Raw genomic sequence first — 20,150 nt, forward strand, 5'->3', positions numbered from 1 at the left:
CGCCAACCTCCCGTACCCCGCTCAGCGGGCGGGTGAGCACGCCCGCGCGGCTGGACGCCACCAGCCCCGCCCCGGCGGGGGCCGGACCGCCAGCCGCCCGGCCCCCCGCCAGCTCAGGACGAAGAAGGTGCCGGAAGCCGGTAGCGCGCCAGGTCGACCGGGCCGGGCAACCCCGTGGCGGGCCGTGCCGCGGCGGTCCGCGCACCCGGCATCTGCCGCTGCGGCGGCGGCGCGGCGACCTGTTTGAACGACACACCCGGCGGAACCGCCACCTGCGCGGTGGTGCCCGGCGCGGACAGCGGGACGTCACGTCCCGGGCAGGACGTCACGGCGGACGGCAACGACCGCGGGCTGGTGGGGGCCGGGCCGCCGCCGGTGAAGCAGTTGCCCCCGGTGCGGGCGGCGGCGAGGACGAACCCGGTTCCGCCGCCGACGGCGTTGTCCCGGATGCTGTTGCCCCGCACGGGATAGCCCTGGACGTCCCGCAGCACGAGCGCGGCCACGCGGTGCCCGTCGATGCGGTTGCGCTCGACGCGGTTACGGGTGCCGCCGCCGATCCCGATGCCGATCCCGAAGCCTCCGTCGGCCTGCTCGGGGCTGCGGTCGTCGTTGTTGTCGGTGATGGTGTTGCCGATGACGACGGCCTCGTGCTGCGGGCCGAGTGCCTCCAGGTTGTTGGAGTTGATGGTCAGCCCGACCCGGTTGCGGTGCGCCGTGTTGGCGAGGAAGTACAGGTCGCGCGAGGCGTTGGTGACCTCGATGCCGATGGCGTTGTGCTCCAGCGTGTTGTGCCGCACCACGGTGTCGCACGGGTCGCACTGTCCGACGTAGATCCCCGAGTCGGACTGCCCGGAGGCGTAGGAGTGCTCGATGACGCCGCTGCGGGCGTCGAAGGCGTAGATGCCGTACAGGGCGTTGTTGTACGCGGTCACGTACGAGGCCCGGAAGCCCTTCAGCGGGGGGAACTTGACGGTGTCCAGCGGGTCGTAGCTGTCGCTGCCGCCCGCGCCCGCCTGGAGGCGTTCGTCGGTGACGCCGGTGAACAACACGCCGTTCGCCAGGTGGTTGCGGACGGTCAGGTTCTCCACCACCGACGCCGCGCCGGTGACGGTGATGCCGTTGGCGCGCCGGAACTCCCCGTCGATGACGGTCTTGTCGCGGTCGGCGCCGCGCAGCACCACGCGGGGGCGGCTCACGGTCACGCTCTCGTGGTAAACACCCGATGAGATGAGTACGACGTCCCCTGGTCGGGCGACATCGACGGCCTGCTGGATGGACGGGTACCCGTCGGGCACCCGCAGCACGGTCGGCGGTCCGGAGGGTTCCCGCTCGCCGTCGTTCTCGGTTGAACCGCATCCGGACAGCGCCAGGAACGCCGCCGCGGCCAGCGCCGCGACCCGTAAGGGCCGTGACCTCCGGCCGCCCGTTCGATATGTCATAACAAGAGATCTCATGATGGAAAGGTGTATCATCGCGCCTCACCGTCCGGCGGATTTTGCGCGTGCTCTGCCCCCACCGCCCCCTGTGTCTCTGCGTTTCTGCCTGGAGTCCTGGTGACCGTCCCGCCCTCGCCCCGCCGTCGTACGCTGTTGGTCGCCCCGCTCGCCGCGGCCACCGCCTGTGGCACCTCCTCCACCGAGGACCCCACCCGCACGACGAGCCCCAAGAGTTCCGCGGCCCGCACGGGCCCCGACCGGAGTCGTCGGGTCATCCGCACCCAACAGGGCATCGCCACCCCGCAACCCGCCCATGTGCTCCTCCTCTCCTACGACCTCTCCTCCCCCCGGCCGACCGTGGCGGCCGTCCGCCGCGTCCTGTCCGACTGGTGGGCCCGTCCCACCCCCGAAGTGACACCGACCGTGGCCACCGGTCCCTCCCTCTACCGCAGACTGGGCCTGGCCACCCCGCCCCGGTTAAAGGACCTGCCGTCCTTCCCGCACGACCGCCTCGAGGCCCACCTCGGCGGGGGCGACGTCCTGGTTCAGCTCTGCGGCCGGAACGCGTCCGACTGCGAGCGTGCCGCCACCCGGCTCACCGCCCGTGCCGCCGGCGTCCTGGCAGAGCGCTGGCAGCAGTCCGGGTTCCTGCCGCCCCACGCCGCGGGTGAGACCCCGCGCAACCTCTTCGGCTTCAAGGACGGCACGGAGAACCCCTCGACGGACGAACTCGCCCGCTGGGTGTGGCACGGCGATGGCAGCACGTACCTCGTCTACCGACGCATCCACATGGCCGTCGCCGCCTTCGACGCCCTGCCCGTGACCCGGCAGGAGCAGATCATCGGACGCCACCGCGCAGGCGGGGCGCCCCTGGGCGGTCGGCGCGAGCACGACCCGGTGGACCTGTACGCCAAGTCCCCGCAGGGCCGTTACGACATCCCGGCCGACGCCCACGTCCGCCTGGCCCACTCACGCTTCGACGGTGGCGCCCGGATGCTGCGCCGGGGCTACTCCTACGACGACGGCGCCGGTGACCAGGGCCTGCTCTTCCTCGCCTACATGCGCGACCCGGCCCTGTTCGTACGGGTCCAGGAGCGGCTGGCCGCCGCCGACGCGATGAACGCCTTCATCGAGCACCGGGCGTCCGCCGTGGGCCACGTGCTCCCCGCTCCGCCACCCGGCGGCTCCTTCGGTGACCAACTGCGCTGACCAGCGGCGGCGTTCGCCCTCCCCGGCCGGGAACCGGGACGCACGCGATGTCAGCCGGTGCCCCACGGTGCCTCGGGGAGTTTCGCCCCGCTGTCGCGTCCGGAGAACTCCACGGTGGTCGGGGTCCCCAGGCCCCGCATCCGCATCGTCACCCGCCGCAGGCCACCCTCATCGTCGACCCAGTACGTCAGCGGGGACCGTCCGCCGTCGGCCCCCGCACCGGGCGTGGCGTCCTTGGAGCGCGGCCCGGCGAGCCGGTCGTAGCCGCGGCCGTCGATGTGGTCACGGTCCAGCCAGCGGGCCCCCGACTGGGCGAGCAACACCGGGTTGTCGGGGCGGTTCGCGCCGAGCCCGATCAGTAACTGGAGCCCGGCGTCCAGGGGATCGGTCGTGTAGGAACGCGAGGACCAGCCCGAGCGCGGGATGTGCGCCGCCTGCTGCCAGGGCGGGCTGCTGTTGCCCTCCGGCGCGGGGGCCATGCCCAGGCCCCCGGTGTCCCAGACGATCAGGCCGTGGTCGAGCTGCCCGGTGGGGGCCCCGGAGGAGCTGGAAGACGCCGAGTCCCCGGTGGAACCAGTGACCTGGTAGGTCCCCACGGCCCGGTGGGTCCGGTAGTCCACGACCCCCTCGACCCGCACCACCACTCCGCCGCCCTCGTTGGCGGTGAGGGTCACAGCCACGGGACTGGCCTGGTACAGGTTCAGCCGCGTCATCGCCAGCCTGGACGCCTCGTCCATCGTCACCGGCCGCTCTGCGGTGTCGTCGGAGCGGGTCTGGTAGGCGGCCACGCCGCCCACCACGGTGCCGCACGCAGCGATCGCTATCAGGGTTCTGATCAACCAGAGGGGCCGACGCGGCGTACGGCCTTTGGTCTTCCTCTTCCGAGCCATGTGGTCGCCTTCTCTCGTCGGTCGGTCACGCAGGAGGGCGGGTTCGCGAACCGCTGGTCCGCGAACCCGCCCGATCCGGCCCCGGGGTTACCGGCACCGGCTGCCCCTCTCAAGGGCTAGCAGTGCTGCACCCTTCGCCTGCGCACCAGCACGACCAGGGCCGCGCCGAGGAGGGTGAGCGCCACGGAGCCGGCCAGGGCCAGCGGAACCATCCCGCTGGTGCCGGTGGCCGCCATGCTCCCGCCGGGCGGCTGGCCCGGGTCGTGCGGCTTGGCCGGCGGGTCCGGTGCCGGCGTGGTGGGTGTCGGCGTCGGGGGTGGCGGCGTCGGGGTGGTGGGCAGCCGCCGGTTGACCGCCGTCACCGAGACCCCGGCGTCGAGGTTGTCGGACGTCAGCTCCAGCGGCCCGAAGACCGCCACGTCCGGTACGGCGTAACCCTTGGGCGGGCTGACCTCCTCCCAGTAGTACGTGCCCGGCACGCCGGTACCGCCGCACTTGCCGTCGGCCTTGGTCATGCAGGGCTCGCCAACCTTCGTGTCCGGCTCGTCCCCGGTGGCCTGCAGGCCGTCGGTGCCGTTCGTCTCCTTCCACAACTGGAACTTCGCCCCGGCCAGCGCCTTGCCGTCCTGGTCGTGCTTGACCAGGCGCAGCTCGCCCTCCTGCTGTCGGAAGCCGAAGTCGTAGGTGTGGTCGTTCTCCCCAGGCCCGCCGGTGGTCAGCGCCCGTTCGGGGAACTTCGCGCCGGTCGGGACGATGCCCTTGGAGTCGACGAAGTGGTTGTCGCCGACGTCCGCCTCCGTGGGCACCCACTGGTGGAGCGGTCCACCCTCGGCGTAGTCGGCCGGGTTGTCGAGGCGGATGGTGTACTTCGTCTTCGGCTTGAGGCCTCCGGTGACGTTGGAGTCGTCGAAGTAGTACTCACCACGCGCCGTCGTCTTGGTCGTCCCTACGAGCTCGCCGGCCTCGTCGTACAGGTTGACCGTCACGCCCGCGACAGGCTTCTGGCCAGGGAGCTGGAGGCCCGAACGCTCGGGGTCGTACCAGACCCGGTTGCCGATCTGGAGGGGCGCCTGGTCGCAGAGCACCTCCAGGTCACCCATCGAGGCGCCCTTGCCGAACGGGGCGGACGTCCCCGCGGGGGTGAGCCGCAGGCCGTACTTCGGGTCCTGCGTGCCGTCGCGCTTCACGAAGGAGGTGCCGTACCCGACAGGGGTGCTGTTGGGGTCGAAACCGGAGGACGCGATGGTGTCCTCCACCGCGGAGCGCGCCATGCCCGCGAAGGCCGCGTTGTGGTGGAACGTCATCCGGCTGTTGTCGAAGAAGCGGGTGCCCCGGGGGGAGAGCCCGCAGCCCTCGTTGGTGTCCAGCACGTACGTCCCGCCCGACAGGCAGGCCTTGTTCAGGTCGCCGCCGGACAGGACCGTGGTGATCGGACCAGGTGTGACGCCGGCGGGGGCGCGGTCAGCGAAGCGGTCACGGAAGGCCACCAGCATCGAGCCGTCGGTCTCGAAGTCGATCTCGCCCACCTGCGGCTCCGGTTGAGCCACGGCGCCACGGCACTCCTCACCGTTCTGGGAGGTCGGGAAGGTGTTGGTCCAGGGGAACCAGCCCGCCCCGCCGCATCGCGCCCCGTCGCCGACCGTGGACTCGCGCGGATAGTCCAGCGGCTGGTCCAGCACCGGCTCCCCGAACGCTCCGGTGTCGAGGTCGAAGGGCATGACCACCGCGCGCAGGTCCGAGACCTTGCCGGTGGACTCGCCCGAGCACACCCCGCCGAGGTAGCCGACGCCGTCGTGGATGCCGAGGCCGAACGGGCGCCAGTCCACTGCCGCCGGACATCCCGGGTCCGGGATGGCGGTGACGGCCTTCGGTCGCACGGCGGTCGCCACCGTGGCGTTGTAGCGGTAGAGCTTGCGGTTGTTGAGGTTGACGACGAACAGGTCCTTGCCGTCATCGGTGATCTTGATGCCGCCCAGGCTCTCCTTGCCGGGCGTGCCGATGAACCCGTCGTCGGTACCCGGGCCGTGCGCCGTCGTCCCCGCGTCCGGGACGACGGTGAACAGGGTGGTCTTCTTCTGTGCCAGGTCGGTCACGTAGACCGCCCCGGGGCCACCAGGACCGTAGGCCGTGCTGCGCTTGGCCACCGCCGAGGAGAACACCCGCTTGTCGGCCTTGTTCCACGCGATGCCGTACAGCGTGCCGGTGTCGGCGTTGGTGGCGATGTTCGTGACGTTGACGTCAACGCCGTCCTGGCCGCGTGCGCTGTACGGGAAGGAGACCAGCGTGCGCGGGTTACCGCTCTCGGTCGAGGCGGCCTGGCAGGTGGTCACCAACGGGGCGTTCTTCTGACAGTACTCCGCCGGGCTCCACAGCCCGGTGGTGTACTCCACGCTCTTCCCGTCGGAGAGGTCGACGAACTCCTCGTTGCTGCTCAACTGGTTGGGCGCGCCGTCCAGCCCCTCGCGCGAGGCGAAGGCCGGGAACAGCACGCCCGGCTTCGGGTTCACGACCTGCACCCGGTACTTGCCGTTGGTGGTCTCGCCCGCCGGCGGAGTCAGGGTCACGGTGCCGTCGGCCGCCGTGACCCCCTCGGTGCCCACCCCGGCGTCGTCGGTGAGAGTCACCTTGACGCCCGCCATGCCCGGTTCGAGCGCGGGCGTCCACGCGCCGCTGGTGTCCACGGCCCGGACCACCCGGACCTTCACCGACCCGTCCTGCGCCTGCGAGTGTGCTGCGGGCGCCCCGACTATCGAGCCACTGCCGATTCCCGTGGCGAGCGCGACCAGGCAGCCAACGGTGCGGCGACCGGGTAAGCCCGGCCGTCGCCGACGCAGCCCGGGCGCGGCTCCCTTCACTTGATCACTTGTGGATGTCATCCCCTGCTCTCAGCGTTAGACAGCTCTGCTCATGAGGGAGTGCATAGAGATGCGGAGAACCGCATCGCCAGATCTTAAGGGAGTTTTGAGCGAGACTTTGACGGAATGACGAAACTCGTCCCTGCAAACCCTCGCGCAACACCCTTTGGGGGGGATTCCATGCTGGTCCAGGTATCTGTGGAAGGCTGCCGGAACGCGTGAAGGTCGCGGTTCTCGCGGGGGGCCTGGCGGCTGAACCGTTCGATGTTGACGGCGATCGCGATCAGGACGTGCTGGACGTGAACCCCCACTCCCCAACGCGCACCCGCGGTGCGGTGACACCCTGGCCCCCGGCTCGTCGCCATGTTCGGTACCAAAGTCGCCACCCGGCGGCGGCCCAGTCGGTGGGCAGCGGGCCCCGTCCGGCACGAAGAACACCCTGCCGACCACTGCGCACGTCGACCCGGTCACGTCGTGCCAGGGCCACCGGGATCTCCGTGGCGTGACCAACGCGCGGCCACGCCATGGCCGTACCGGCACAGAGGCCAGCCACGAGCCGAGGGCACACGTCGCTCTTGTCGACAACCCATCCGCCGGGAGCTACTTCACCCAGGTCCGCCAGCCAGTCCCCCGGTCAACATCACCAGTCATCACCAGTTGGACGGCACTCAGTTTCGGGGGCTGGCTTTGTGAGTGAGTTTTTCAGCCTCGGACTTTCATGCAATGGCCTGTTCAGCAGTTGACCGGCGAAGCAGGAGTTCCTCTGCGCAGTGAGAATGAGGATCACCGAGGTCGTTGTTCCCGCTGAACCGGAGCACTTTCCGGGTGGCGCAGCCGATCGGTTGGCGCCGCGTGTACGCGTCCAGGTGGAACAGCCGCCAGGTCGTCGCGCGGGCCGGCTCGCGGTCCACGGGAAGGGCCGTGGCCCGGTCACCGGGAGGTGACCGGGACCTTGGTGTCGGCTGTCGGCTCGTCCGTGGCCTTCGCCGCCGGGTGCGCCTTGGTGAGCGTGAGGGTGCAGACGCCGTCCACACACTGACGCTCCAGACGGCCGCGGGAAACGGTCTGTGCCAGGCCGACCATCCAGCAGGTGGGGCAGCCGCGGAAGGCGACCAGGGCCAACGGGGCCGCCAGCAGGGTGGCCGGGCCAGCGACGGGCACCAGGCCGACCGAGCCGATGATCAACCCGAAGCCGATGGCGCCGCGCGCCAGGTGACGCGGGACGGACCTGCTGGCGAAGTTCGTCCCGGACACCCCGGACCGTGCGGTGGCCCAGGGCCCCCGCGGGGGCTTCACGGTTTTCACGGTCACGCGTCTCCTCCGATGGGTTGGTCGACGGATCGATCGGTTGCTTTCAGCGAGTGACGCAGTGCCGCACGCGCCCTGTGCAGACGCGACTTCATGGCGGCGTTGCTCAGACCGAGCGAATGGGCGACGGTCTTGCCGGGCAGGCCCTGTACGTCCCGCATGATCAGGACCTGCCGCTGGTCACGGGGGAGGGCACAGACCGCAGCCGCGATCCGTTCCACCTCCAGCCTGCGCAACACCGCGTCCTCGGCGGACGGTTCTGCGGACGCCTCCGGCTCGGCCGACGCGTCGTCGCTCCGCGGGACGAGCAGCCGGACCTGCCGGAGGCACTCGTTGCGCACGATCCGGAACATCCACGAGGCGAGCGCGCCAGTGGCCCGCAAGGTGCCGATCTTCCGATAGAGAATGATCAATGCCTCCTGCGCCGCGTCCTCCGCGTCCTGCGGTGAGGCGCACAGCGACAGGGCGAACCTGCGCACATGAGGCTGCGATGTCGCGACGACGGTGATGAGCGAAGTGACGTCGCCGTCCTGAGCTGCCTTGATCAGCCGCTCGTCCGGCCAGGGGAAGCGTTGGTTCATGTGCTACTCACACTCGGAAGGCGCTCTGTGCTCGGGCGCTGGTCAGCTTCGGCTCTTGTAGCGCCGCACCAGGTGCCAGCTACACGCGCCCACGAGCAGGGCTCCTATCACTACGAGGCCAGTAACCATCATGGATGTTTCCTCCCGGTTCCGCCGGCCCGTTCGACCGGTGCACAGACAAGAGACGGGGAGATCGGGAAAGGATTCAGCTTCCGGCGCTGTCGAACGTCTCGTTCCTGGAACGTTGCTGACCCGCCCCCCTGGTTCCCACGCGGTGCGCGACATCGGCGCCACCCTCTTCCCCGCCACGGCGCGGGCTCCGGAGCAGCACAGCACCATGCTGCGCGGCCGGCCCGTTCGGGCCTGGCTGACGGAGTTCGTCCCGACGGCGCGGCCGTCACGACGGGCGGTCGCCGGCGCCGTCCGGGGAGGCGTGCACCAGACCCGTGCGGTACGCGATGACGACGAGTTGCGCCCGGTCGCGGGCCTCCAGCTTCGTCATCGCGCGCTGCACGTGGGCGCGGACGGTGAAGGGGCTGAGGAACATCCGCTCGGCGATCTCCTGGTTGGACAGTCCCGTGGCGACCAGTGCCACCATCTCGCGCTCGCGCGGGGTGAGGACGGCCAGCCGTTCGGGGTGGTGCCGCGGGGCGTCGTCCGGGGTGGCGAGGAAGCGGGCGACGAGGGAGCGGGTCGCGGCGGGCGACAGCAGGGTGTCGCCCGCCGCGATCGTACGGACCGCGTCCACCAGTTCACCGGCCCCGATGCCCTTGCCGATGAAGCCGCCGGCCCCCGCGCGCAGCGCCTGCGCGACGTACTCGTCCGTCTCGTACGTGGTGAGGATCAGAATCCGGCTGCCGCGCAGCTCGGGGTCCGCGGCGATCTCCGTCGTGGCGGTGAGACCGTCCACCTCGGGCATGCGGATGTCCATGACCACCACGTCCGGGCGCAGTTCGCGGGTGAGGTTCACCGCCTCCCTGCCGTCCGCGGCCTCACCGACCACGGTGATGTCGTCGGCGGTCTCGAGAAGCATCCGGAAGGCCCCGCGCAGCAGTGCCTGGTCGTCGGCGAGCAGCACCCGCACCGTCATCGCGCGTCCCCCGCCTCTCCGTCACCCACCCGTCCACCGTCCCTCACTCCACCGTCCGTCGTTCCGTCGCCCGACGCTCCGTCGCCCGTACGCCCCCCGCTGGTTGCCGCGGCGTCGCTTGCGCGCGGCGTGTCCTTGGCGGCCGGGAGGGGCAGCTCGGTGGAGACGAGGAAGCCGCCCTCGGGACGTCTGCCCGCGGAGAGGTGTCCCCCGACCGCGGTGGCACGTTCACGCATCCCGATGAGACCGTAGCCGGGCGCACGCTCCCGCGCGGTGGCCGCACCCGGCGCCGTGGACGCGGCAGGTGCCGTACGGGCGCCGCCACCGTCGTCGGCGACGGTGATGGTCACGCGATCACGGTTCCAGACGAGGCGCACCCGGGCGCTGCCGGTGCCGGCGTGCTTGGTCACGTTGGTCAGGGCCTCCTGGACGATGCGGTACGCGGTGAGGTCCACCCCCGGCGGCAGCGGCCTGGCCGTGCCCTCCTGGTCCAGGGACACCTCCAGGCCCGCGCGGCCGAAGGATTCGAGGAGCGTGGCCAGCCGGGACAGCCCGGGGGCCGGTTCCGCGGGCTCGGCCGCGTCCCCGGACTGGCGGAGCAGCCCGACCGTGGCGCGCAGGTCGTCGAGGGCGTCGCTGGTCGTCTGGACCAGCTCCGCCAGGCTCCTGCGGACCTGTTCCGGGCGGGAGTCGAAGAGGTGGGCGGCGACCGTGGCCTGCGCGTTGGCCAGGGTGATCTGATGGGCAACGAGGTCGTGCAGCTCCCGGGCGATACGCAGCCGTTCCTCGGCCACCCTGCGGCGCGCCTCGCTCTCCCGGCTCTTCTCCGCCCGCCGCGCCCGCTCCTCCATGGCGGCCAGGTACGCCCGCCGGTTGTGTGCCGAGTGTCCGAGCACGCCAGCCACCAGCGGGAACGCCGCCACCGAGCCCATCCGGCTGGCGTCCTGCCACGACAGGTCCTCGAACCAGGGGGTGGCGGCGAGCAGCAGCGCCGCGGAGGCGAGCGACACCATGGTCACGGCGCGCAGTTCGGTGCGGGCACGGAGCGCGTACGCGTAGGCGGCGATCACAGCGGGCGCCATGATCGGCGGGCTCAGCAGGAGGCCCAGGGGCGGCACCAGCAGCCCGGCCACGGTCGTGGCCGCCAGAGCAGCCAGGGGCGCCCGGTGCCGAACGGGCAGCACGGCACAGGACGCCACTGCGATCAGGTAGGCGGCGGCGGGCGGCGGTGCCAGCGTGTCGTCGACCCGCACCACGCCGCCGAGCAGGCAGAGCGTGAACGCCGTCGCCGTGATCGCCGCCTCCCGCCACCAGCTACGACGTGGTCGCCGGCCGCAGCCGCCCGGGTTCGTCACGGCCGGGTCAGTCCCGGCCGACCGGGAGCCGTGGCACCGCCGTGCCCGGCCCGCCCGCAGGGACGGGGACCCCCCTGCTCAGCGCCTCGCCCTCGATGTCCACGTTCGGCAGCACACGGTGCAGGATACGAGGCAGCCACCAGGCCCGGTGGCCGAGCAGCGCCAGGACCGCGGGCACGATGGCCATCCGGACCACGAAGGCGTCGAAGGCGACGGCCGCGGCCAGGCCGAGGCCCATCGTCTGGATGGTCGGGCTGCTCATCCCGATGAACCCGGCGAACACGCTGATCATGATGATCGCCGCGGCGGCCACCACACGGCCGCTGTGCCGGAACCCGTTGACGATCGCCTCGACGGGCGACGCGCCGTGGACGTATGCCTCCCGCATCCGGGTGACCAGGAAGACCTCGTAGTCCATGGCGAGGCCGAACACGATGCCGATGATGAGGATCGGCATCAGCGACATCACCGGTCCGGTCTGCTCGATGCCGAGCAGGTCCGCCCCCCATCCCCACTGGAAGACGGCGACGAGGACGCCGAAGGCGGCACCGACCGACAGCAGGAAGCCGAGCGCGGCCTTGACCGGGACCAGGATCGACCGGAAGACCACCGTCAGCAGGAGCACCGCCAGGCCGATGACCACGGTCAGGTACGGGAGGAGGGCGTCGGACATGGCTTCGGAGATGTCGATGTTCATCGCGGTGGTGCCGGTCACCAGGACGGCGGCGCCCGTGTCGGCCTCGAGGCCGGTGGCCGCGTCCCGGATCGCGTGCACCAGGTCCCTGGTCTCGCCGCTGTTGGGCGCGGCCTTCGGGACGGCGGTGAGGACGGCCGTGTCCCCGGCCTCGTCGCGCACCGGGTCGCCTACCGACGCGACGCCGTCGACGTCCCGTACGGTCTCGACCACCAGGTCGGTGGTGGCCTCGGGGTCCGCGGACTTCGACGTGTCGACGACCACGGTCAACGGGCCGTTGAAGCCCGGGCCGAAGCCTTCCGCCAGCAGGTCGTAGGCGCGGCGCTGGGTGGTCTCCACCGACTTGGACTCGTCCCCGGGCAACCCGAGTTCGAGGCTCAGCGCCGGCACGGCGACGGCGCCGAGGCCGAGTCCGGCGACCAGCAGCACGGCCACCGGCCGCCGCAGGACGAACCGCGCCCAGCGGGTACCGAAACCGGGCCCGCCGGCCGCGGCGGGCACCGGGTGCGGGCCCTCACCGGCGCGCCGGGCGGCCTTGCGGGCGGCACGGGACAGCACCTTGGGGCCGGCGAAGCCGAACATCGCGGGGACCAGGGTGAGCGCGACGAGCACGGCGAGGGCCACGGCGCCGGCACCGCCCATGCCCATCCTGGTGAGTTCGGGGATGCCGACGACCCCCAGCCCGAGCAGGGCGACGAAGACGGTCGCGCCGGCGAAGACCACGGCGGACCCAGCCGTGCCCACCGCCCGGCCGGCGGCCTCCTCCGGCTCGCTGCCCCGGGCGAGTTCGTCGCGGAACCGGGAGGTGATGAAGAGCGCGTAGTCGATGCCGACCGCCAGCCCCAGCATCAGCGCCAGGATGGCGACGGTTGACGTCAGGCCCAGCGGCACGGCCAGCGCTGAGACCAGGCCGAAGGCGGTGGCCACGCCCGCGAAGGCGGTCAGCAGGGACAGTCCGGCCGCGACCAGCGAACCGAGGGCGAGGACCAGCACCACCGCGGCCACCGCCACACCGACGAGCTCCGTCGTCCCGCCCGGCTCCTCTTCCGAGTCCAGGGCGGAGCCGCCGATCTCCACGGTCAGCCCCGCGTCCCGGCCCCGGTCCGCGGCGTCCTCCAGGGCGCTCTTCGTCGGCCCGGTCAGGTCGACGGTGTCCGCGGTGTAGGTGATCGTGGAGTAGGCGACGGTGCCGTCCTCGCTGACGTCGCCGGCCTCGTACGGGTCGGTGGCCGACGCGACCTGGTCGCCGCCGTCCAGCGAGCCCAGCGCGTCCGCGACGGCCGCCCTGTGCTGCTGCGCCGTCACCCGCTGACCGTCCGGGGCGCGGAACACCAGGCGGGCCTCGGCCCCCTGCGCGTTCTTCTCGGGGAAGCGCTCGTCCAGCAGGTCGAACGCCTTCTGCGACTCGGTGCCGGGCATGGAGAGGTCCTCTTCCTCCCCGGCCGGCGCCACGGCGGCGGCGACGCCGACCAGCACCAGGGCGACCAGCCACGTGCCACCGACGAGCCGGCGCCGCCGGAAGGCCCACCGCCCGATCTGGTAGAGAATTGTCGCCACTTGTCGATCACTCCAGACACCGCTAGGAACGGGGATCGCGCGAGATCTCACGCGCTTTCCACACTCCCGGCCGGCGCCTCGCGGGGCATCGTCTGCCGTGGCCGTCTTCTCCTGGTGCATCCGGACCGGTCACCGAGGCGTCCTGGTGCCCACGCACCACGTCCCGCCCCGGGCCGGGGCCACCCCGCCGGTTACTCCCCGCCTTCCTCGAAGTCCTCGACGAAGAAGCTGTCGTGCCGGATGCGGAACCGCCTCAGCTCCTCGCCGCCGCGCCGCGACATCTCCGCGACCCGCTCGAAGTACTCCTCGCGCGGCGCGCCCGGGGAGAAGAGAATGAGCATGCGGGCGGGCTCGTCGGTGGCGTTCCGGAAGGCGTGCAACCCGCCGACGGGCACGTACAGGAAGTCCCCGCTGCGCCCCGTCACCCACCTGTCGCCGTCGTACAGCTCCAACTCGCCGGAGACCACGTAGAAGGACTCCGACACCGCCTTGTGGAAGTGCGTCTTGGCCCCCGGTGAGCGAGGGCCGAGCTGCATCTCGTACAGCCCGAACTCGCCGCCGGTCGACTCCTCGGTGGCGAGGTAGCGGGTGTAGCCGCCGGGCGAGGTGATGTCCGGCGGGGTGCCGGCGGGCCGGAACGTCGCGTTCACCTCACCTCTCTCCCCGTGGTAGCGGGGCTCGGGATAGGCGAGGTCTTCCGGGTACGACATGGGTGCGCTCCTTCCGGCGGGTCCTCCGGCATCGTGCCCCAGGCACCGGGTGAGCGGCATCGGACAACCGGATGATCCTCGGGGGCACCGGGCCGGGGCCCGTGGACCTCGTACCGCACGTGTGGTTCGCTACCGTCGCCGGTGTGGCCCCTCACCCTCGGGGTCAACCCGGCGGCGGCCACGCGTGCGGTGGTGTCGTCGGCCAGAGCTTCCCGCGGGGGCACGAGGTGTTCCTCCTTTGCCGCGGCGTCATTCACAGCGAAGTGGGTCAACTCATTGGCCCTATTGGGCTAGATTCTCCGTATGCGTGAGCAGCCGCCGTACCTCCGCATCGCTGACCTGCTCCGGGAGCGGATCGCGAACCACCAATGGTCACCTGGAGACCGGCTACCGTCACGGGCCCAGCTCGGCCGGGAGCACGGGGTGGGTGAGAACGTCGTCCGCCGGGCGCAGGAACTACTGATCTCCAAGGGAGTCCTGGAGGGGCGCGCGGGGTCGGGCACGTACGTCGCGGAGCCGCGCGAGCGGCTGCGGGTGATCCGCTCGCGCCGGCAGGACCAGCGCGGTGGCCCGTCCTTCCGCGCCGAGATGTCCGCCCTCGGCAAGCGTGGCACCTGGGACAGCGGAACGGAGCCCCGGGTCCCCGCCCCCGCGGACATCGCCGGCCGGCTCGGCATCGCCGAGGGAGATCTCTGCGTCCGCACCAGGTACGAGTTCCTGGCTGACGGACGCCCCGTCCAGCTCTCCACGAGCTGGGAGCCGCACGCGCTGACGGCCGGCACCCCGGTGATGCTTCCCGAGAGTGGCCCCCGTGCCGGAACGGGTGTGGTGGCCCGCATGACGGAGATCGGCATCAAGGTCGATCACGCGGTGGAGCAACCTGAACCGGGGCGGGCCACGGCGGAGGAAGCCGTCCTCCTTGGCATCCAGCGTGGCGTGTTGGTCACGCGGATTCAGCGCACGTATGTCGCTGACGACGGTCGGGCCGTTGAGACGGCGGACATCATCGTGCCGGCCCGACTCGGCACGATCATCTACGAGGTGCCGGTTGGCCCGTGAGGGCGCCGACCACGTCCTGGCGCCTCCCGCCCCCATCGGCTCGTCCGCGATGTCCCGTTGCGTCGCCGCACACGGATGGGTTGGATGCGGCCATGAGCGGGGGAGAACACCAGGAATCAGGCCTCTCGAAGAGCGTCTGGAGCGATGCGGACTTCGAGGAGATGGGGTGGCACGACGCCACCATCCATGGTGTGTACCTCCAGCAGACTGACGCCGTCCTACCCCGTCTGTTGCTCGACCTTGACTACATCGTGCGCTGGGTCCACCCGCTCCCGCCGGAGGAGTACTTCAGCTTCTGGCTCTCTCCGGCAACGCTCGCCTTCGAGGACGTCTGGGATCTCGAGGGAGACCTTGCGGGAGCGGATCTACAGATCGACACCCTGCACCGGCTGGCCCCCGACGATGGTCGAGAGGACCTGCCGTTGTGGCACATCGAGGGCCACGCCTTCGACCTGAAGTTCCGCGCGTCCAGCTATTGGCAGTACTTCCGCCGGCCCCCCAGAATCAACTCCCGCCTCATGCTGTCGCCGACAGCCCGCGGAGGCTGCTCCTTCGACGAGGTCGCCTTCGACTGAACGACGGCGACGCCCTGCCCCATGGCAGACGAGGTCGACACCGGCGCCCACCAGTCAGTGCCCGGGTACCGCCACCGTGGGTGCGCCAGCACGCCAGCCCCCGCCTGCCCCGGACGCCGCGGCGAGTCCGCTCGGGCAGCGTGCGGCAGGGGTGAGGGCCGAGACAGCCCACACACCCCAGGGGGTGCCCCCGTCCCGGGGCACCCCCTGGACAAACGCCGACAACGGACCGGCTTCGCGCGGTTGCGCCCTGCCGTGAGATCAATCCCAGTAATGGACACGGAGCATTGAGCCATCGGTGGTCCCGATGAAGAACTCCGCACGATTGTTGTCTCCGTCAACGTAAGACCCGATGTCACGGAAAATCCAGCAGCCGGCTCCGTACACGGTTGCGACTCGCTGCGTATGTTGAGGGTCCCCGTCCCCTTCACGCAGATGGTAGGCCTCGTTCTCGGTCGTCGTAGTGGTGATACACGCCTTGAAGTCACCGCCAGCCGACTTCACCGCATCCGTCCTGTACATACTGCGATAAAAGACGTCGTGCGAACCCAGGTCATCCCACTCGCCCGGGCCTGCGGCGGCAGCGTGCGCGGCCTGCGCAGAGGAGAGCGGGAGCGCGACCGCCAAGACCGCGACACCCGACACAATACGCCGACTGATCGTTTTCACTACGTCCCCCTGTCAGTATCCGGACTCGCCCTCTCTCATCTGCTTTGCAGCACACTTACCAGCCCACCGGCGCCGGGAACAGGTGATACTGAGACATTTTGGGCAGCTCGCTCTCAACGACCAACTCCGTCCCGCCAACCATGCACTTACCAAAGCGACGTCCACACAGGGCAACGCGGTGGCGTACCAGGGAGTCATGGATCTTGGCTTGGCCAGGGTACGGACGGTACCCAGCACGCTCGAACAAGGCGCGTCGCACGGCCTGCTTGGCCTCTAGTGCACGGCCAGCGATTAGCGGGACCTTGGCCTGTACATGGCCCACACGCGCTGGTCAACCCCGGGATACCGGCGAGTCAGCCTGAGACAGCCCACACACCAAAGGGGTGCCCCCGGCCCGGGGGCACCCCTTGTGAGCTGTGGTTTTGTTCCGCCCCTCCGGCCCTGAGTGCCCCGCCCGTCACGGTCGCACGAGGCCATCGCGGACATGTATCAGGTATTCCAAGATTTAACGATGGCCGGAAACCCCCTTCTTTTCACATTGCGCTGACAGGGATCATGGCAGCGAATGACCTCGGATACTTTCAATGCCCACCTTGGATTTTCCTATTTCCGGCGACGCGGGGGATCACCGTGATGAATAAGGGCACCGAACTCGCAGGGAAAAACGCGGCGGCAGACAGTTTCGAACGGCATTCCAGGAACACGCCGGAGCGGAGCGCGATTCTGTATCAGGGCACCGTGACCGATTACGGGAAGCTGAATCGGCGGGCCGAGACGATCGCCGCGCGTCTGACAGCCGCGGGCGCCGGTCCCTCGACGCTGGTGGCGGTGGTCCTGCCGCGCGATCCCGATCTCGTCGCCACCTTGTGTGCGGTGCTCAAACTGGGTGCCGCGTGTCTCCCCGCCGACCCTGGTGCCCCGGCCGGACGGCTGCGCGAGATCCTCGCCGACGCGGACCCCGACATCCTCGTCACCACTCGTGCCGCCGCTCCGGAATTCACCGTCGACGGGCCCGTCTGTTTCCTGGACGACAAGCCGCCGACACCCCCCGTTGCCCCGCCGGAGCATATCGCGCGGGGCATGCCGGGAATCGCCTATCTGCTTTATGCGGCACCTTCTGAAAAAAGGCCGGGGAATTCGATCGTCTCCTACGCCGATTTGGCGCACTATATCGACGATCCAGGCATCGGTATTCCGGACGGGGCGGAGATCCTCCATCTGGTCGCGCCGCTCCTGTCAGGCAATCGTCTCGTGTTGGACGCGGATGAGGTCCCACACCGGCCGGCCACCCGAGTGGCACCACGCGATGTGGTGGAGGAGGTCATTGCGCAGGTCTGGTGCGCCGTGCTCGGCGTGGACCGGGTCGGCGTACGGGACCGTTTCTTCGACCTGGGCGGCAAGTCGCTGCTAGCGCTCCAGGTGGTGGCGCGCCTGCGGAAGCTGCTCGGTGTCGAACTGCCGGTGCGGGTCCTGTTCGACGCGCCGACGGTCGAGGAGCTGGCCGCCTGGGTGCGGGCCGGACACGCTGGCGGCCAGGACGGCCGCGAGGAGGCGGCACTCCGGCCGGTGGAGCGCGGCAGGCCGCTGCCGCTGTCATTCGCGCAGCAACGTCTCTGGTTCCTTGACCAGCTGGTGCCCGACAGTGCCTTCTACGTGATGTGCGACGCCTTCCGCATACGGGGACGCCTCGACCTGGACGCGCTGCGGCGGGCGCTGCGGATGCTGGTCGCTCGGCATGAGACGCTGCGGACGGCGTTCGTCGAGCGGGACGGTGTGCCGTACCAGGTCGTTGACGCCGTCGACGGGCCGGGCGCACGGCGTGCGGCCGCCCTCACGCGGGTCGACCTGACACCACTGGAACCCGCCGAGCGGGAGGAGTCGGCCCGCAGGCTGGTGGCGGCGGAGTCGCAGACCCCCTTCCGGTTGGAAGACGGCGCGCTGATGCGTGCGGTGGTGACCCGGCTGGCCGACGACGACCACGTACTGGTGGTCACCATGCACCACATCGTCTCCGACGCCTGGTCCGTGGGTGTGCTGGTGGACGAACTCGGCCGGCTGTACCGAGAGTGCGTCACCGGCGACTCCGCCGGACTCCCTCCACTGGACGTCCAGTACGCCGACTTCGCCCTCTGGCAGCGCGACTGGATGACCGGCCCGGTCCAGGAGGAGCAACTCGCCTACTGGAGGCGGGCTTTGGACGGCGCGCCCTCGGTGCTGCGGCTGCCCACCGACCACCCGCGACCCGCCGTCCAGTCCGAGCGGGGCGAGACGGTCGAGTTCACGCTCTCCGACGCGGTGGTCACCGCGCTGGAGGAGTTCGGCCGGGAGCAGGGCGTCACCCTCTTCATGACACTGCTCGGCGCCTTCCAGGTACTGCTGGCGCGCCATGCCGGGCATGAGGACATCGTGGTCGGCGTGCCGTCGGCCGGGCGTACCCGCACCGAGACGGAACCCCTGGTCGGCTTCTTCGTCAACACCCTCCCCCTGCGCGTGACCTGCGCCCCCGGCTTGTCCTTCCGGGACCTCCTGGAGCAGGTGCGCGAGGCCGCGCTCGGCGCCTTCGCCCACCAGGACCTGCCCTTCGAGACCCTGGTCGAGGCACTCGCACCCGAGCGCGACCTCAGCCACAACCCCCTCGTCCAGGTCACCTTCCAGCTCCTGAGCACGCCGGCGGCGCGACCGAGCCTGCCCGGGGCGGAGGTGGAGCGGTACCCGGTCGGGGAGGTCGTCTCGCAGTTCGACCTGTCCTTGGACATCAAACGGTCCGACGATGGTTCGTACCGGGGAATCCTGAACTACTGCCCCGATCTGTTCGACCGGCCCCGCATGAGCGTGCTGGCCGCCCAGTATCTGACGCTGCTCGGCGCCGCTGCCGCGGACCCAGGTTGCAGGATCGGCGATCTGCCGCTGTCCGACGAGGCTGAACGGCGTCTGGTCCTTGACGAGTTCGGGCAGCGGGACGCGGCGCTCACCGGACCGGGCGGCGTCCCGGAGCGGTTCGCGGAGGTGCTGCGGGCGGCGCCGGACGCGCGGGCGGTGACCTGCGGCGAGGACACACTCACGTTCGCCGAGCTGGACGCTCAAGTGGCCTCGTTGGCAGGGACGTTGCTCGCCTCCGGGGTCACCCCCGAGACACCGGTCGCCGTGTGCCTGCCGCGCTCCACCGACAGCGTCGTCGCCCTGCTGGCTGTGATGCGGGCGGGCGGCGTCTACGTACCCCTGGACCCGGAGTGGCCCGCCGACCGTACGGCCTACGTCCTGGAGGACACCGCGGCACCCGTCGTCATCACCCGCGACCTGCCCGCAGGCCCCGGCCGCCTCCACCTCGACCCGCGGCAGCCCCCAGCCGACGGCTCGGTGACCGCGCCGCACATCCGCCCCGATCAGGCCGCTTACATCATCTACACGTCCGGCTCGACGGGCGCGCCGAAAGGTGTAGCCGTCCAGCACCGCTCGCTGAACCACCTCACCAGCACCCTGCAGGCGACCTTCCTCGGCCACGACCCGTATCTCGCCGGCGCCGACAGCGTGCCGCCCGGGGACAGGAAGCTGCGCGCGACGCTCACCGCGCCCTTCACGTTCGACGCGTCGATGGAGCAGCTGAGCTGGATGCTGGCCGGTCACGAGCTGTTCATCGTGCCGGAAGACGTGCGCCGCGACCCATCGGCCCTGGTCCGGTTCGTCGAGGAGCACCGGATCGACGTCATCGACACGACGTCTTCGCAGCTCGAACTCCTCACGGCCGCCGGACTGCTGGAGGGGGCGTGGGCGCCGTCCATGGTCATGGTGGGCGGGGAGGCGGTCTCGCCGTCGCTGTGGCAGGCGCTGCGCGGCCAGCGGCGTACGCGCTGTTTCAACCTGTACGGCCCGACGGAAGCGACCGTAGACGCCACCTGCCACGACCTGTCCGACCCCGTCGACGTACCCGTCATCGGCACCCCGCTGCCCAACGTCCGCCTCCGCCTCCTCGACGAACAACTACGGCCGGTCCCCATCGGCGTCGCCGGCGAGATCTACCTCGGCGGCCCCGGACTAGCCCGCGGCTACGTCAACCGCCCCGCCCTCACCGCACAACGCTTCATCGCCGACCCCCACGGCGACACCCCCGGCAGCCGCCTCTACCGCACCGGCGACCGAGCCCGCTGGCGCCCCGACGGAACCC

At 70.8% G+C, this 20,150-nt stretch carries 13 protein-coding genes; 4 read left to right on the top strand and 9 right to left on the bottom strand.

The window, feature by feature from the left end; all coding sequences use genetic code 11:
- Positions 1–113: 113 nt before the first annotated feature.
- Positions 114–1,454: a right-handed parallel beta-helix repeat-containing protein gene (locus A3IG_RS0121315; RefSeq protein ID WP_244885052.1), complete on the bottom strand. Its 1,341-nt coding sequence runs from the start codon at positions 1,452–1,454 to the stop codon at positions 114–116.
- A 99-nt stretch (positions 1,455–1,553) separates the two neighbouring features.
- Between A3IG_RS0121315 and A3IG_RS0121320 the strand changes: the two genes are divergently transcribed.
- Entirely contained in the window at positions 1,554–2,645 is a 1,092-nt protein-coding gene (locus A3IG_RS0121320; protein WP_018385623.1) for a Dyp-type peroxidase, read from the top strand.
- A gap of 50 nt (positions 2,646–2,695) precedes the next feature.
- Here the strand turns inward: A3IG_RS0121320 and A3IG_RS0121325 are convergent, their stop codons facing one another.
- The 8 genes from A3IG_RS0121325 to A3IG_RS0121360 all read right to left on the bottom strand — a co-directional run bounded on the left by A3IG_RS0121325 (position 2,696) and on the right by A3IG_RS0121360 (position 13,685).
- Positions 2,696–3,484 carry a hypothetical protein gene (locus A3IG_RS0121325; RefSeq protein WP_018385624.1) on the bottom strand — a complete coding sequence of 263 codons (789 nt, stop codon included), beginning with the start codon at positions 3,482–3,484 and terminating at the stop codon, positions 2,696–2,698.
- 167 nt (positions 3,485–3,651) lie between these two features.
- Positions 3,652–6,240, bottom strand: coding sequence for an SdrD B-like domain-containing protein (locus A3IG_RS0121330; RefSeq protein WP_018385625.1), 2,589 nt, complete (start codon positions 6,238–6,240; stop codon positions 3,652–3,654).
- Between the two features lie 1,080 nt (positions 6,241–7,320).
- Complete coding sequence (locus A3IG_RS0121335; RefSeq protein ID WP_018385626.1) at positions 7,321–7,701, bottom strand: hypothetical protein; 381 nt, start codon at positions 7,699–7,701, stop codon at positions 7,321–7,323.
- Complete coding sequence (locus A3IG_RS30735) at positions 7,698–8,279, bottom strand: RNA polymerase sigma factor (protein WP_018385627.1); 582 nt, start codon at positions 8,277–8,279, stop codon at positions 7,698–7,700. Before A3IG_RS30735 ends, A3IG_RS0121335 begins: the two co-directional genes overlap by 4 nt.
- A gap of 397 nt (positions 8,280–8,676) precedes the next feature.
- Positions 8,677–9,369 carry a response regulator transcription factor gene (locus A3IG_RS0121345; protein WP_018385628.1) on the bottom strand — a complete coding sequence of 231 codons (693 nt, stop codon included), beginning with the start codon at positions 9,367–9,369 and terminating at the stop codon, positions 8,677–8,679.
- The gene (locus A3IG_RS0121350; protein WP_018385629.1) at positions 9,366–10,724 is read right to left on the bottom strand and encodes a sensor histidine kinase; all 1,359 of its coding nucleotides are present in this window, start codon (positions 10,722–10,724) and stop codon (positions 9,366–9,368) included. Before A3IG_RS0121350 ends, A3IG_RS0121345 begins: the two co-directional genes overlap by 4 nt.
- Before the next feature lie 7 nt (positions 10,725–10,731).
- The gene (locus A3IG_RS0121355; RefSeq protein ID WP_018385630.1) at positions 10,732–12,975 is read right to left on the bottom strand and encodes an MMPL family transporter; all 2,244 of its coding nucleotides are present in this window, start codon (positions 12,973–12,975) and stop codon (positions 10,732–10,734) included.
- 191 nt (positions 12,976–13,166) lie between these two features.
- Positions 13,167–13,685, bottom strand: a complete 519-nt coding sequence (locus A3IG_RS0121360; protein WP_018385631.1) for a cupin domain-containing protein — start codon at positions 13,683–13,685, stop codon at positions 13,167–13,169.
- Between the two features lie 303 nt (positions 13,686–13,988).
- Between A3IG_RS0121360 and A3IG_RS0121365 the strand changes: the two genes are divergently transcribed.
- From A3IG_RS0121365 to A3IG_RS30750, 3 genes are all read left to right on the top strand, one after another.
- Positions 13,989–14,744: a GntR family transcriptional regulator gene (locus A3IG_RS0121365; protein ID WP_026220513.1), complete on the top strand. Its 756-nt coding sequence runs from the start codon at positions 13,989–13,991 to the stop codon at positions 14,742–14,744.
- Positions 14,745–14,935: 191 nt separating this feature from the next.
- A complete protein-coding gene (locus tag A3IG_RS0121370) occupies positions 14,936–15,319 on the top strand; it encodes a hypothetical protein (protein WP_236719212.1) in 384 nt (127 codons plus the stop codon).
- Between the two features lie 1,224 nt (positions 15,320–16,543).
- On the top strand, positions 16,544–20,150 hold a 3,607-nt coding region (locus A3IG_RS30750; protein ID WP_158676924.1), incomplete at its 3' end, for a non-ribosomal peptide synthetase.

Source organism: Wenjunlia vitaminophila DSM 41686, from assembly GCF_000380165.1.
GTDB classification, from domain to species: Bacteria; Actinomycetota; Actinomycetes; order Streptomycetales; family Streptomycetaceae; genus Wenjunlia; species Wenjunlia vitaminophila.

What these genes read in the sequence shown, in the direction of transcription:
- A3IG_RS0121315 (WP_244885052.1), bottom strand. Translation starts at nt 1,454, where the DNA reads ATGAGATCTCTTGTTATGACATATCGAACGGGCGGCCGGAGGTCACGG.
- A3IG_RS30735 (WP_018385627.1), bottom strand. Translation starts at nt 8,279, where the DNA reads ATGAACCAACGCTTCCCCTGGCCGGACGAGCGGCTGATCAAGGCAGCT.
- A3IG_RS0121345 (WP_018385628.1), bottom strand. Translation starts at nt 9,369, where the DNA reads ATGACGGTGCGGGTGCTGCTCGCCGACGACCAGGCACTGCTGCGCGGG.
- A3IG_RS0121360 (WP_018385631.1), bottom strand. Translation starts at nt 13,685, where the DNA reads ATGTCGTACCCGGAAGACCTCGCCTATCCCGAGCCCCGCTACCACGGG.
- A3IG_RS0121365 (WP_026220513.1), top strand. Translation starts at nt 13,989, where the DNA reads ATGCGTGAGCAGCCGCCGTACCTCCGCATCGCTGACCTGCTCCGGGAG.